This is a genomic window from Microbulbifer aestuariivivens (genome assembly GCF_039545115.1).
Lineage (GTDB): Bacteria > Pseudomonadota > Gammaproteobacteria > Pseudomonadales > Cellvibrionaceae > Microbulbifer > Microbulbifer aestuariivivens.
Map to the genome: position 1 here is coordinate 246,662 of NZ_BAABRT010000001.1, position 13,557 is coordinate 260,218.

Consider the following 13,557-nt stretch of genomic DNA (forward strand, 5'->3'; position numbering starts at 1 on the left):
GCCTCCAAACCTATCTGGCCTACCCACCGCTTAAAGTGCGCAATCCTCCTTAATGCCCCGACAGCTTCATTGATAAAGCCGGTCACCCCCCTACAAGCCATTGCCTCTCAATGCCCTACTCTGCCATGCAATCCCCTTGCGCCTCATACAACGAGCTGCGATTGGTTGGCTAGTCTATTAGTTGGCAACCCCGAAACACTCAGCGCCAGGACTCATTCCAAAGCCGAATAATGACCGCAAAGCATAGATACATATTGTTTCTCGCAGGCTGCGTGCTGGTTGTGACGCTGGCGGTCGGGCTGTTGCTCTATTTCGACCTTGACGACCAGCTGATCGGGCTGCTGCAGTGGCTGGAGAGCCAAGGCTGGCAGGCCAGCCTTGTGTTTATCCTGATCATGGCGCTGGCGGTGGTGGTGCTGGCCCCGGGGGTGATCTTCACCATGGGGGCCGGGTTCGTTTTTGGTGTGGTCAAGGGGACCTTATTTGTGGTGATCGGCACGACTCTGGGGGCCACCCTCGCCTTCCTCATCGCCCGCTATCTTTTTGGCGAGCGCCCCTCGCGCTGGCTGATGTCCCATGTGCGCCCGTCCAACCTTGGCGAGGTGATGCGCCGCGAGGGCTGGCGCATGATCATGATGACGCGGATGGTGCCGCTGTTCCCCTTCAAGCTCTCCAATTATTTCTTTGGTTTGACTCCGGTGCGCCTCAAGGATTTCGTGATCGGCAATTTTATCGGAATCATTCCGCTCACCATTAACAGTGTGTATGTGGGTTCTATCGCCGCGGACCTGACAACGCTCGGACAGGCTGGGTCGGAGCGAACGCCGGTGCAGTGGGTGCTTTACGGAACGGGGTTTGTACTGGCGGTACTCGCCCTGATCGGCCTGGCGCGTATGGCGCGGCGCGCGCTGGCAGAAAAAATTGACCAAGAGGACCTGTGATGCCCTGGATGAAATGGCTACCCTGGCGTTTTTTCGTGCGCAAGTTTGCCACTTCGCATGGATTTCTGGACCCGCTTTCCGTGATGGCGAGACTGCAGCGCTTCGCGCAGCCCTCGGAGGTGGCGGAGCCCATTGAGCTTCTCCGCGCCGGGGTGATTTTCCATGCCCGGGCGCTGATGAACAGCAAGGTGATCCAGCACAACCTCGACTGGGTCTGGCCTTACTGGGTAGAGCGGCAGTTCGACCCGGCCGATGAATCCTTCATTCCCCGTGCCTTTTCCATCACCCACTGCAACCTCAGCCACCGCAACTGGACGGCCGTGGGTATGCCGGACGTGGAGGAAATGCCTATAGTCGACCCCCGCGGGCTGCTGACACCCCACTATGACGGATGGTCTATCGATGTCTGGCTGATGAGCGAAAGCGGGCAGATCCTGATTCCGTCCAAGCTGAAAGACTGCCAGCAGCAGCTGGATATTCGCGCTGACAACATCGCTGTCACTACCGAGAGCGCCATGGAGGAAATGCAGCTCAAGCAGACGGTTTTGGTCGAGCGCGCAAACAGCGGCAGTGTGTGCCGGCTGCACCTGCAGGGGCAGTGCCCCACCGCTGGCTGGCTGGTGGTTTCCCTGCGCCCCTACAACCCGGAGGGGGTCAGTTTCCTGCACAAGGTGCGCCTGGATGAAAATCGCAGGCAATGGCTGGTGGAAGACCAGCCCGCGGTGGAATTTGACCGGCCCGTGGAGCATCACCTGGCATCGGACTATCACCAGGGAGATGTTTACCTCGACCTCAACGATAGCGGCGGCAAGACCCATGCCGAGTGCGAAGTGGGGATGGCCACGGCGGCGGCGATGTTCCGCACCGAACCCGGGCAGCCGCTGAATCTCTCGGTCAGTATTCCCTTAAACGCCGGGCACCGATATCTCGGGCATCAGAAGCTCGGACATCGTAATACCAGCCAGCCAGAATCACCGCGGCCACCCGGCTGGCGCGAAAGCCTGCAGGACCACTGCCGGTTGCAGGTGCCGGATGCGCAGCTGCAGTTTATGTACGACGCGGCGATTCGCACCCTGATTCTGCATTCGCCCAAAGACGTTTACCCCGGCCCCTACACCTACAAGCGCTTCTGGTTCCGCGACGCCGCCTTTATGATCCAGTCCCTGCTGTATGCCGGGCTCAGCGATCGGGCTGAGCGGGCTCTGGATCAGTTCCCCAAGCGACAGAAGCGCGATGGCTTTTTTCATTCCCAGGACGGCGAGTGGGACTCCAACGGCGAAGCGCTGTGGATTTTTAATCTCTTCGGCCAACTGACCAACAAACCGCTCAAGGTTGCCTGGCAAGAACCCGTACTGCGCGGCGCCCGCTGGATCCACAACAAGCGGCAAGAAAAAGATGGCTCCCGCTGTGGCGGCCTGCTGCCGGCCGGCTTCAGTGCCGAACATCTGGGCCCCAATGACTGCTATTACTGGGATGATTTCTGGGGCGTGGCGGGCCAGCGTGCGGCGGCGGCAATGTGCGACAGACTCGGATTGAGTGACGAGGCCTGTACCTTCGCCGCACAGGCGGAGGACTTCCAGAACACCATTGACGCAAGCCTGGCCGCCTGCGCCGAGCGCCTGGGCCGCGCCGCCATGCCCGCCTCCCCCAACCGACGACTGGATGCCGGGGCCATCGGCTCCATTGCCGCCGGCTACCCCCTGCAGCTCTATCCTGAACATGACCCGCGACTGCTGGACCTGGCGGAATTCCTGATGGAGAAATGCTTCGTCAGTGGTGGTTTTTTTCAGGACATGATCCACTCGGGCATCAATGCCTATCTGACTCTGCATATCGCCCAGGTCCTGCTCAGAGCCGGTGATGCGCGCTGCTTAGAGCTGATGCGCAGTGTGGCCAAGCTGGCCTCCCCCACCGGCCAGTGGCCGGAGGCCATCCACCCGCACTCCTTCGGCGGCTGTATGGGTGACGGCCAGCACGCTTGGGCGGCGGCGGAATGGGTGGCCATGCAGCGCAATTGTTTCGTGCGTGAGGAGGGTGATCTTCTGGTTCTCGCCAGTGGCCTGCCCCCGGCATGGCTGGCAGATACTGGGGCGGAGCAGCCCATTCGCTTCGGGCCGGCGCTGACACGCTTCGGCGTGGTGTCACTGGAAATTCAGCCCGGGGATTCACCGAGGGTTTCCTGGCAGGCCAACTGGTATCGCGGCGAGCCCTTGATGGTCGTGCGAGCCCTCGGATACGCTGCGGTGGAGGTACGACACGGGCAAACCAGTGTGGAGCTGACTGCGCTGTGAATATCATCATGTTCACCAATACCTACCTGCCCCATGTGGGTGGCGTGGCCCGCTCGGTCGCGGCATTCAGTGAGGAGTACCGCAGGCGTGGGCACAAAGTATTGGTGGTGGCGCCGACGTTCGCGCATGTCGACCCGGACGAAAAAAACGTGCTGCGTATTCACGCCCTGCAGAACTTCAATGGCAGTGATTTTTCGGTTGCCCTGCCTTTTTCCGGCGACCTCACCGAACAGCTCGATGCATTCCGGCCAGACATAGTGCACTCCCACCACCCCTTCCTGCTGGGCATGACGGCGCTGCGCCTGGCCCGCTCGCGGGAGTTGCCGCTGGTGTTTACCCATCACACCCTGTATGAGCGCTATACCCACTATGTACCGGCGGATTCACAGGTGCTGAAGCGCTTTGTAATCGAGCTGGCGACCCGCTACGCCAACCTGTCGAGCCTGGTGTTCGCGCCCAGCCGCAGCATCGCCGAACTCCTGCGCTCCCGCGGCGTGACCTCCCCTCTTGCCGAACTGCCCACCGGGGTTTCTGCCGAACAGTTCCAGCCAGCGGATGGCCTTGCCGCGCGGCGACAATACGGCATCCCGGAAGACGCTTTTCTGCTTGGCCATCTGGGGCGGCTGGCAGCGGAGAAGAACCTCGATTTTCTCGCCGGCGCGGTGGTGGAATTTATGCTGAAGGAGGAAAACAGCCACTTCCTGCTGGTGGGCAGCGGGCCCAGTGAGCAGGCCGTCAAAAGTCTGTTCCAGTCCCGTGGCCTGGCTGAACGCCTGCACACGCCGGGAACGCTTCAGGGGGAGGCCCAGCGCAATGCCTACCGGGCGATGGACGCTTTTGTTTTTGCCTCAACCAGCGAGACACAGGGGATGGTGCTGACCGAGGCCATGGCTGGCGGTACGCCGGTGATCGCCCTAGACGCCAACGGCACCCGCGAGGTGGTCGAGGACCGCATCAATGGCTGCCTGGTAAAAAGCGCCAACGCCGCTGAATTTGTTGACGCAATCGCCTGGCTCCACCAGCAGGGACCCGAGCAGCGGCAGGCGCTGCGCGATGCAGCACTGCAGACCGCAAAAACCTTCTCCATGGAGAAGTGTGCCGACAGGGCTCTGGCCCTGTACCAGCCACTACTCAAACAGCAGTGGATGATCGACGATTCCCTCTATGCCCAGTGGATGCGCCTGCGCAACCTCATCGGCGCGCAGTGGGATATTCTCGAAGGCGTCACCAGCGCCGCCGGCGCGGCATTTAACGCCACGCAACCCCGGTCCTTCCCGCCATGATGACGCGGATCGAGACCACACTGCGACGCTGGCGGCGAAAGTTCTCCCGCAGTGAGTGGATGGCCAGGCTGCTCAAGCTGCCGAGAAGCGACAGCCACCCCAACGACTACGGGCTGATCATCATCCAGGTGGATGGCCTCGCCTACCCGCAGCTGGAAAAAGCGCTGGCCAAACGCAAAATGCCTTTTCTGCGCCGGTTGATCCGCAAGGAGCACTACGCCCTTCATCACCTGTTTCCCGGCGTTCCCTCGACGACCCCGGCGGTGCAGGCGGAACTCTTCTATGGCGTCCGCGCTGTAGTGCCCGCTTTCGGCTTCATGATGCGCGACACCAATGAGCTGGTGCGCATGTACGAGCCATCGACCGCCATCAAGGTGGAGGAGCGGCTGGACAATTCCGGCCAGCGGCCGCTCCTTCGCGGCGGCAGCAGTTACCTGAGTCTGTTCCGCGCCGGCACCAGTGATGGCGAAGCCCACTTTTGCCCCGCCTCCCGCGGTTGGGGGCCGGCGCTTCGGCAAGCCAGCCCCTGGACCGTGATCGTGCTGCTGTTAAGCAACCTGTGGGGGCTGGTGCGCACCGGCACACTGCTGGTGGTGGAGACCTTTCTGGCCCTGATCGACTCGATCCGCGGCGTGGTTGGCGGGCAGGATCTGTGGCGGGAACTGATGTTTGTTCCCACCCGCGTGGCCGTCACGATATTGATGCGGGAGCTGTCTACCTTCGGGGTAAAAATCGATATCGCCCGCGGCCTGCCCATTATCTACATCAACCTGCTTGGCTACGACGAACAGTCGCATCGGCGTGGACCCAGTTCCGCCTTCGCCCACTGGACGCTGAAAGGCATCGACGATGCCATTGCGCGCATCTGGCGGGCCGCGCACCGCTCCGAGCGGCGCCAGTACGATGTGTGGATCATTTCCGACCACGGACAGGAGCATGCGGAACCCTACGAGTCGCGCTACGGCAGGGGTATCGGCGAGGCCGTCAGCGCCGCTCTGGCGGAGCTGCCCGCGGATACCGACCACTACCGCAGCGCGGGTAAACAGGGCCACCAGCTGCAGCGGGCAAGGCTGTTTGGCAGCGAGTGGATTCAAAAGCTGATCCCCGATGATGGCAACGACAAGTCTGAGGAACAGTCGCCGATGGCCGTGACCGGACTTGGGCCGCTGGCAATGCTCTACAACCTGCCGGTAAAACCCGCGCAGCGCGCCGAAGTGGCGCGACTGATCGTTGAGAAAGCCTTTGTACCGCTGGTGTTGTATCAGGATGGCGAGGGGGAAAATGCACCGGTGCGTGGCTGGCACCGCAGCGGACCGGTGGAACTGCCCAAAGACGGGCACCGGCTGATGGGCGACGCCCACCCCTTCCCGGATGAAACCGCCGCCGACCTGGAAAAACTGGTCCGCCACCCGGACTCCGGAGACTTTCTCATGTCCGGCTGGTGCGCGGGGGAAGAGCCGATGACCTTCGCCGTGGAAAATGGCAGTCACGGCGGGCCGGGCCCCAACGAGACCCATGCCTTCGCCCTGCTGCCCGGGGACATTCGCACCCCGCGCAAGGGCTACTGGCGCGCCGAGGATCTGCGCGAGACAGCCCTGGCGTTTCTGCAGCGGGCACAGCCCCTCTCGCCACCGCCGCGCCCCGTCGCCGAGCGCACCATTCGCGTTATGACCTACAACGTGCACAGCTGTCGCGGGCTCGATGGCCGCTATGCGCCGGAACGTATCGCACGGGTTATCGCCCGCTACCAGCCGGATGTGGTCGCCCTGCAGGAACTGGACGTCAGCCGCCCGCGCAGCGGCGGTATCGATCAGGCCGGGCAGATCGCCCACTTGCTGAAAATGGAATTCCACTTCCACCCGGCACTGCACCTGGAGGAAGAACGCTACGGCGATGCCATTCTCTCCCGCCTGCCCATGCGGCTGGTAAAACGGGATATTCTGCCCGGTCCCCCCGAGGGCAGCGGTAACCGCTTCCTGCCCAGAGTCGACGAGCCAAGGGGGGCCCTGTGGGTGGAGATAGACCTGAACGGCGAGAAGATACAGCTTCTCAATACCCACCTGGGGCTGCAGAAAGCCGAGCGGCTGGCGCAGGTGGAGGCTCTACTGGGGCCTGAATGGCTCGGACACCCGGACTGCACTGGGGCGAAAATTCTCGTCGGGGACTTCAATGCCCTGCCCAATTCCGCCGAGTACAAAAAAGTGTGCGCACAGCTGCGCGACACCCAGTTGCATTCACCTCGCCACAGGCCCCTGGGCACCTACTTCAGCCGCATGCCCAAGGCGCGGATCGATTATGTCTTTGCCAGCCGCCAGCTGCGCGTAAGGAAAATTCAGGTGCCCAACACCCAGCTGACCCGGGTCGCGTCCGATCACCTGCCGCTGGTCGCCGACATCCAACTGCCCCCGCGGAAAAAACCACAGGAAAACCAGGGGAATGACGCTGGCAGCACAGAATAGCCCGTTTGTGGGATTAGAAAGGCCATGAACCTTTATCTGGCTTGATGGTCGAATCCAGCAGCTATATGATTCATCTCAATCGTTCAATAGCAGGAGTCGCTAATAATGCAGCCGCAAGTTTATACACAGTCCCGCGCAGTGGATCGCTCGGAGTCGGCAAAAGTACTGCGTAACACCTACGCCTTGCTGGCCATGACAGTTCTGTTCAGCGCGTTCACCGCCGGTATCGCCATGGCGATCGGCATGGGCCGTGGAATGGGCCTGATTTGCTCGCTCGCCGCCATCGTCCTGGTGTGGTTCGTACTCCCGCGCACCGCCAACTCCGCCGCCGGCGTGGGTGTGGTATTCGCCTTCACCGGCCTGCTGGGCGCCTCACTCGGCCCATTGCTGAACCATTACCTGGGTATGGCCAGCGGCGGCCAGATCATCATGCAGGCACTGGGCACCACCGCACTGGTCTTCTTCGCCCTCTCCGCTTATGTACTGACCACCCGCAAAGACTTCAGCTTTATGGGCGGCTTCCTGTTCGTGGGCCTGATCGCGGTACTGGTCTGCGCCATTGGCATGATGATCGCCGGCTTCTTCGGCGTGTATATGCCCGTTGCACAGGTGGCACTGAGCGGCGCGATCGCCCTGCTGTTCTCCGGGTTTATCCTGTATGACACCAGCCGCATCATCAACGGCGGTGAGACCAACTACCTGATGGCCACCACCGCGCTGTACCTGGACATTCTGAACCTGTTCACCGCTCTGCTGCACATCATCGGCTTCGCTTCCGACGACTGATCCCAAGCAGAGAACGGAACGTTCAATGCCCCGCTCAGCGGGGCATTTTAGTTTTTTGCCCCCAAATTTTACGGACTCCGATGAAGTTCTCCCTCGTCGTCTACTCAGCCCCCCATGCCGGCGAATCTGCTGCCACGGCCCTTCGGTTTGCGCAGGCAGTGGCGCGCCAGGGCCATCAGCTTCTGCGGGTATTCTTCTATGCCGACGGTGTGCATAACGGCAGCGCATTGCCGGCGCCACCTCAGGACGAGCAGAACCTCCTGAGGCCCTGGCAGCTGCTGCAAAGGGAAACCGGAGTGGAGCTGGTGGTGTGCATTGCCGCAGCCCAGCGGCGCGGCGTATTGAGCCAGAGCGAGGCAAAGCGCCTGGAGCGCCCTGCGGCCAACCTCGCCGAGGGCTTTGAACTCGGCGGCCTCGGCCAGCTGGCGGATGCCAGCGCGCACTCGGACCGGTTGGTGACGTTTGGAGGCCCGGCGTGAGCCTACAAACACTGATCCTCTGCCGTCGCGCCCCCTATGGCAGCGCCCTTGCCCGCGAAGGACTGGAAGCGGCCCTTGCCAGCGCCGCCATGGACCAGATACCCGACCTGCTGTTTAGCGGCGACGGCATCTTCCAATTGCTGGATAACCAGGCACCGGAAGAAATCCAGCAGAAGAGCCTGTTGCGCAACCTGCAGGCCCTGCCCCTGTTCGGGGTTGAGCGTATCCATATCTGCCAGCAGAGCCTGAACCGGCGCGGTATCGGTGTTGACGCTATCGCACTGCCGGGATTGGAGCTGACGCTGGTGGAGGATACCGGCGCCCTGATCGCCCGCTACCAGCATGTACTGAGCTTCTGAGCGAGTTTCCCCCTATGGCCCTGCATATCGTCAATCAATCCCCCTACCGCTCCAGCGCATTGAACGACTGCCTCGCCGCCATGGCCGGGGGCGATGCACTGCTGCTGATCGAGGACGCCGTTTATGCCGCAGGCATGACCCCTGCGGCATTGCCAATGGAAAAGCCCATACCGGCCGAGACCTACTGCCTCAAGGCCGATGCAAAGGCGCGAGGCGTATCAGTGTCCGAGAAGATCCCGCAGATTGATGACGATCACTGGGTTACCCTCTGTGTACAGCACACACCCATCGTCAGCTGGTTTTGAACATGAGTGAAACTGTACAGATCGATGGCCGCGAGATCCCCCTGGACAAGGAGGGCTATCTTCGCCGTCTGGACGACTGGAGCCCGGCAGTAGCCGAATACATGGCCAATGCCGAAGGCATTGAACTCACCGAGGCCCACTGGCAAGTACTGAACCTGCTGCAGGACTTTTACCGACAGTTCGAACTCTCCCCCGCCATGCGCCCGCTGGTCAAATACGTAGGCCAGCAGCTGGGGGCAGAAAAAGGCCGCAGCATCTACCTGATGCAACTCTTCCCCCCCAGCCCGGCCCGTATCGCCAGTAAAATCGCCGGGCTGCCAAAACCCACCAACTGCCTGTGAGCGAAAGCTATCTCAGCTGCTGAACCTGCCAGGTTAGACCTCTGACGGCTCTGCCCATTGTGTAGATTGAGTTATTTGCCGGTCCTGCCGATTCATTGAACACCGCCCTCAGGGCATGCCCCAAGTGGCTTAGCTAGTGGCTTAGCTGTATGGGCCGCTCTGGGTAAGCTTTTTGGATTGGATGATGACTTGTCTGGAGGCTCGTCGAATCACGAAAGCTCAGCAAGCCTGGGCATGCTTCCTTTGTCATATTGCTCATATTGCTCGAAAAAATGACGGGATTGTTGTGGTGGCCTGGCCTAACATTCTGGCTCCCGGCCTTGAGCAAGTTCAGGGCTTTGTGGATGCCCGTTTTATTGGGGTAAGGCCACCTGAAAGCTGCGGGGTAAGGTCACCTGAAGACTGCGGGCTAATATCAAATGGCAGTATCAATGAACCCCCTCTTTCTGGTCCGCACAAGTCTCACACCGCCGGCTACCCAGCGATAGCCGGCGCCACTCAAGAGTCTCGCCTTCAAAGAGTTGTAAGGTATTCAGGCTGCCGAGGGCTAAACCGGCCAGCAACTTTATCGCTTCAAGCGCTTGGGCACTGCCGATAACGCCAAGTGCGGGGCCAATAACACCTGATGAGTTACAGCTCGTTCCTTGCTGCTGCTCAGCATTGGGAAAAATACAGGAGTAGCAAGGTGAATCTGGGAGACGATAGTCCAGCGTGATTAACTGCCCGGAAAACCCCTGCACCGAGGCCATAATTACTGGGACTTTGTTTTGCTGGCAAACCCGGTTGATGACCTTGCGAATCTTCTGGTTATCCGTGCAATCCAGTACCAGATCGATACTGGCCATGTTGGTGGCAAGCCATTTCTCACTGGCATTCCTTTGATGGGGAACAATGCGCATTTCCGGGTTGGCAGCCTGAAGCTGTTGAGCCGCCATCACTACTTTAGGCTTATGTACATGATTGGTTTTATAGAGCACCTGGCGCTGTAAATTGGAGAGCTCGACACTGTCACCATCGACCAGATGCAACGTCCCAACCCCCGCAGTTGCCAGGTACAGCGCCACCGGACATCCCAGCCCTCCAACCCCAACCACCATGACTCTGGCTTTCGCCAGTTTAGCCTGTGCACCCTCCCCCATCTGCGGCAACATGATCTGGCGGCTATAGCGAATGCGTTCTTTGGGGCTGATCATGGTTATTTCTCCACGGTTATTTCTCAGCGGCAACCTAAAGCCCCACCAGACTACCGGCCTTGAACTGCGCATAGTAATGATCACCTATGCGCAAATTGAGCCTCTGCTGGGATAGTCGAGATATATCGCAACAAAACTCCTGCTCAGCGACTGAAATTCTGAGCCGGACTCTGCCCTCTGTAATCGGCACCATGCCCAACAGCTTTACCGGCAGGCAATTCAAGATACTGGAAAGGCCAGGCCGCTCTATGCTGAGGCTAACTTCCCCAGAGTTAATGAGGAACGTAGCATCATCTTCAGGTTTGTAGGATGTGATGAACCGATCTGCGTAGAGCCGATGCTGCCCCAGAGCCAGAGTCAATATTCCATGTTCACATGAAATCACCCTTGCCTGCAGGCGACAGCTGACTCCCTGTACAAAACCCGCGGAGTGCAGGTTTTGCACTTTTTCTGTGGTGGAATCTGGCCCGTCTAACTTTCCGGCCTCCATATAAAGACATTTCCCGGAAAGCAATTGGATCTCATCAAGATCATGGCTCACCCACAATACCAGCGATGGATTCTGGGACCAGAAGGCCTTCAATACGGGGATCAGCCTTCTAAGCACCCTGGGGCGGTCGACCGCTGATAATGGCTCATCAAAAAACTGCACTGCGGCATTGCTGAACAACTGGCGCACTAATGCGACCCTTTGGCTCTCGCCGCCGGAAAGTGTCTCTACAGGTTTCGCCAATAGATCACTAATCTCAAAAGCGTCCGTCAGCTGTTGCCGATTGTCAGTACTCAGAGGCCGGCGGCTGAAACGATGCGCAAGCGCCAGGTTCGCAGAGACTGTCTGGCCGTTGAAGAGCCTGGCATCCTGAAAGCCGAGCGTCAGGTTTCTTTTATAAGAGGGAATCTTCTTCTTGCCATCCTGCCAAACAGTTCCAGAAAATTTGACGATTCCTGAGCAGCAACGATGACCCGACAAAGCCTCAAGCAGGGTGCTCTTGCCACCACCAGAGGGGCCAGTTAAGCCAAAGATCCCGGTTTTTGGCAGCTCGAATTGCCAGGGTGTCTCCGGGTTGACTGCCGTGCGAAGCAACCCGACCGACAGGCCAGACTCCACACCCGCCCCTTGCGCCGCATGCGAACATTCCCGCGGAAGCGGCAATGAGATATTCATGTGTTCGCCACACCCAGTGTTCGAGCCTCTGTAGAGGATGAACTTTTCGCGGCCCCCAGCCAGCGGGCAAGCAGTAGCAACCCCGTTGTCACGATAATCAATACCAATGCCAGCCGGTTGGCGGCACCGTAGTTTGCCACTTCCACATGCTGGAATAAGGCAATGGATACCACTTCTGTCTCACCCGGAATGGCCCCACCGATCATTAACACTACGCCGAATTCCCCCATCGTATGCGCAAAGGTCAGGGCGCAGGCGCTGACGATGGCAGTCCGGCTAGCCGGCAACACAACCCGTAACACCGCAACTACCGGTGGCATACCGAGAGACAAAGCCGCAGTCGCGAGTCGGCTGCCGTTCTGGCTAAATGAAGCCATCAGTGGTTGCACCATGAATGGCAGGGAGGAAATTACCGAGGCGACCACAAGACCAGCAAAAGAAAAAACCAGTGGCTGTCCTAAAGTTTCTGCAATCCATCCTCCCAAGGCAAAATTAGGCGAGAACAACAGCAACAAATAAAAGCCCAATACCGTAGGAGGCAATACCAATGGCAGGGTGATCAGTATTTCAACACTGTGACGCCAGCGGCTTTGCCAACGACAAAGCTTCCAGGCCAGGGGTACACCGACAACAAAGAGCACTAACGTGGTTACCGTTGCGAGGCGCAGCGTCAGCCACAGCGCTTCAAACTCCCCCGCACCAATAGTCACATACCCTCCGCTGGACGCTGTGGCTGCTCCGGCTGCTCCGGCTGCTCCGGCTGCTCCGGCTGCTGTGGCTGCGCGCCGTAGCCCAGGCGGGCCAACTGCCTGCCGACGGCGCGGCTCAACAGGTAATTCGCCAGCGCTTTTGCTTCACGGGGGCGCTGACTCTGCCGCAGAATCACCAGTTGCTGTTCGATAGGCTGGTAGAGTGACTGCGGGACCAGCCAGTAGCTTGCCCGCCCGCCAGAAACTATCTGACTGGCGGCGACAAAACCTACCTGCGCATTCCCCGTATCCAGCATCAGATAGGCCTGGCCGGCGTTATGGGCACGGGCTATCTGCTGCTGTTTCCCCTCCCACAACCCCAGCCCCTCGAGTGCTTGCCTGGCAGCAACGCCAAATGGTGCAACTCTGGGGTCAGCAACCACAATGCGCTCATTCCACTCCCGCAACAGTTCTTCGGGTTTCCTGCTGGCATCCGGCATCCACAGGGCCAGCAACCCCAATGCATAGGTCTGGCGGCTTTCCGCCAGCACCCGGCCCTGCTGTTCAAGCAGCTCAGGCCGTGCACGGTCGGCGGAGAGAAACAGATCAAAAGGCGCGCCGTGTAACGCCTGCTGATACAGTGCGCCGGAGCTGCCGCTGGCTATGCGAACGGAACAGCGGGCGCTGGACTCAAAGTCCGGCAGTAGAACTTCCAGCGCCGGACGAAAACTTGCAGCGACCGCCACGCGCAGTTCACAGGCGGCAGCCTGCACAGCAGGTGCAAGACAAAGGCAGGCCAGCAGCAGCCTTTTCAAGACCACTTTTGCAACTCCAGCCTGTCGCTGTCTCTTGCGGCAACCCAGGCTTTTCCCGTCTCTCTGGATTCCAGCTTCCAGAATGGCGCCTCGGTTTTAAGGCGGTCCATAAGGTACTGGCAAGCGGAAAATGCGGCCTGTCGGTGAGCACAGGTCACACCTACAAAGACAATGCTGTCTTCCACCTGCATGGCGCCGACACGATGTATAACTCGTACCCGCCCCAGATCCCAACGGGCGCGTGCGCTATCTACAATACGCTGCAGACTCTTTTCGGTCATGCCCGGATAGTGCTCCAGCGTCAGCCCGTCCACGCCAGCGCCGGCATTGAAGTCACGTACCGAGCCAACAAACATCGCCGTGGCACCATCGCTGCGATTACCTTCTCGCAGCGCCTGAAATTCATCTGTAACAGATATTGCCGCTGTACGCACTTCAATGGTATCCATGC

Annotated in this window: 14 protein-coding genes; 9 read left to right on the plus strand and 5 right to left on the minus strand. The window is 59.9% G+C overall.

What is annotated here, in order from left to right; genetic code table 11:
* Positions 1-254: 254 nt before the first annotated feature.
* The 9 genes from ABEA58_RS00995 (at position 255) to ABEA58_RS01035 (ending at position 9,244) form a co-directional block, all read left to right on the plus strand.
* Positions 255-941 (plus strand): TVP38/TMEM64 family protein, encoded by a 687-nt coding sequence (locus ABEA58_RS00995; RefSeq protein ID WP_345547964.1) that lies wholly within the window; start codon positions 255-257, stop codon positions 939-941.
* Positions 941-3,232, plus strand: coding sequence for a hypothetical protein (locus tag ABEA58_RS01000; protein WP_345547966.1), 2,292 nt, complete (start codon positions 941-943; stop codon positions 3,230-3,232). Before ABEA58_RS00995 ends, ABEA58_RS01000 begins: the two co-directional genes overlap by 1 nt.
* Positions 3,229-4,515 carry a glycosyltransferase gene (locus tag ABEA58_RS01005; protein ID WP_345547968.1) on the plus strand — a complete coding sequence of 429 codons (1,287 nt, stop codon included), beginning with the start codon at positions 3,229-3,231 and terminating at the stop codon, positions 4,513-4,515. The genes ABEA58_RS01000 and ABEA58_RS01005 overlap by 4 nt, the downstream gene beginning before the upstream one ends.
* On the plus strand, positions 4,512-6,974 hold the full coding sequence (locus ABEA58_RS01010; RefSeq protein WP_345547970.1) for an endonuclease/exonuclease/phosphatase family protein: 2,463 nt from the start codon (positions 4,512-4,514) through the stop codon (positions 6,972-6,974). The genes ABEA58_RS01005 and ABEA58_RS01010 overlap by 4 nt, the downstream gene beginning before the upstream one ends.
* A gap of 105 nt (positions 6,975-7,079) precedes the next feature.
* Complete coding sequence (locus tag ABEA58_RS01015) at positions 7,080-7,760, plus strand: Bax inhibitor-1/YccA family protein (protein ID WP_345547972.1); 681 nt, start codon at positions 7,080-7,082, stop codon at positions 7,758-7,760.
* Between the two features lie 80 nt (positions 7,761-7,840).
* Positions 7,841-8,239, plus strand: coding sequence for a sulfurtransferase complex subunit TusD (tusD, locus tag ABEA58_RS01020; protein WP_345547973.1), 399 nt, complete (start codon positions 7,841-7,843; stop codon positions 8,237-8,239).
* A complete protein-coding gene (gene tusC / locus ABEA58_RS01025; RefSeq protein ID WP_345547974.1) occupies positions 8,236-8,598 on the plus strand; it encodes a sulfurtransferase complex subunit TusC in 363 nt (120 codons plus the stop codon). The genes tusD and tusC overlap by 4 nt, the downstream gene beginning before the upstream one ends.
* Before the next feature lie 14 nt (positions 8,599-8,612).
* Positions 8,613-8,903 carry a sulfurtransferase complex subunit TusB gene (gene tusB, locus ABEA58_RS01030; RefSeq protein WP_345547976.1) on the plus strand — a complete coding sequence of 97 codons (291 nt, stop codon included), beginning with the start codon at positions 8,613-8,615 and terminating at the stop codon, positions 8,901-8,903.
* Between the two features lie 2 nt (positions 8,904-8,905).
* Positions 8,906-9,244, plus strand: a complete 339-nt coding sequence (locus tag ABEA58_RS01035; protein ID WP_345547978.1) for a TusE/DsrC/DsvC family sulfur relay protein — start codon at positions 8,906-8,908, stop codon at positions 9,242-9,244.
* Between the two features lie 428 nt (positions 9,245-9,672).
* On the opposite strand, the gene ABEA58_RS01040 is transcribed toward ABEA58_RS01035, so the two are convergent.
* The 5 genes from ABEA58_RS01040 to moaE are packed head-to-tail and all read right to left on the minus strand — an operon-like array spanning position 9,673 to position 13,555.
* Positions 9,673-10,437, minus strand: coding sequence for a HesA/MoeB/ThiF family protein (locus ABEA58_RS01040; RefSeq protein WP_345547980.1), 765 nt, complete (start codon positions 10,435-10,437; stop codon positions 9,673-9,675).
* 34 nt (positions 10,438-10,471) lie between these two features.
* Positions 10,472-11,602 (minus strand): ATP-binding cassette domain-containing protein, encoded by a 1,131-nt coding sequence (locus ABEA58_RS01045; RefSeq protein ID WP_345547982.1) that lies wholly within the window; start codon positions 11,600-11,602, stop codon positions 10,472-10,474.
* The gene (gene modB / locus ABEA58_RS01050; RefSeq protein WP_345547984.1) at positions 11,599-12,312 is read right to left on the minus strand and encodes a molybdate ABC transporter permease subunit; all 714 of its coding nucleotides are present in this window, start codon (positions 12,310-12,312) and stop codon (positions 11,599-11,601) included. The genes ABEA58_RS01045 and modB overlap by 4 nt, the downstream gene beginning before the upstream one ends.
* Positions 12,309-13,112, minus strand: a complete 804-nt coding sequence (gene modA / locus ABEA58_RS01055) for a molybdate ABC transporter substrate-binding protein (protein ID WP_345547985.1) — start codon at positions 13,110-13,112, stop codon at positions 12,309-12,311. Before modA ends, modB begins: the two co-directional genes overlap by 4 nt.
* Positions 13,103-13,555 (minus strand): molybdopterin synthase catalytic subunit MoaE, encoded by a 453-nt coding sequence (moaE, locus tag ABEA58_RS01060; RefSeq protein ID WP_345547987.1) that lies wholly within the window; start codon positions 13,553-13,555, stop codon positions 13,103-13,105. The genes modA and moaE overlap by 10 nt, the downstream gene beginning before the upstream one ends.
* Positions 13,556-13,557: the final 2 nt, after the last annotated feature.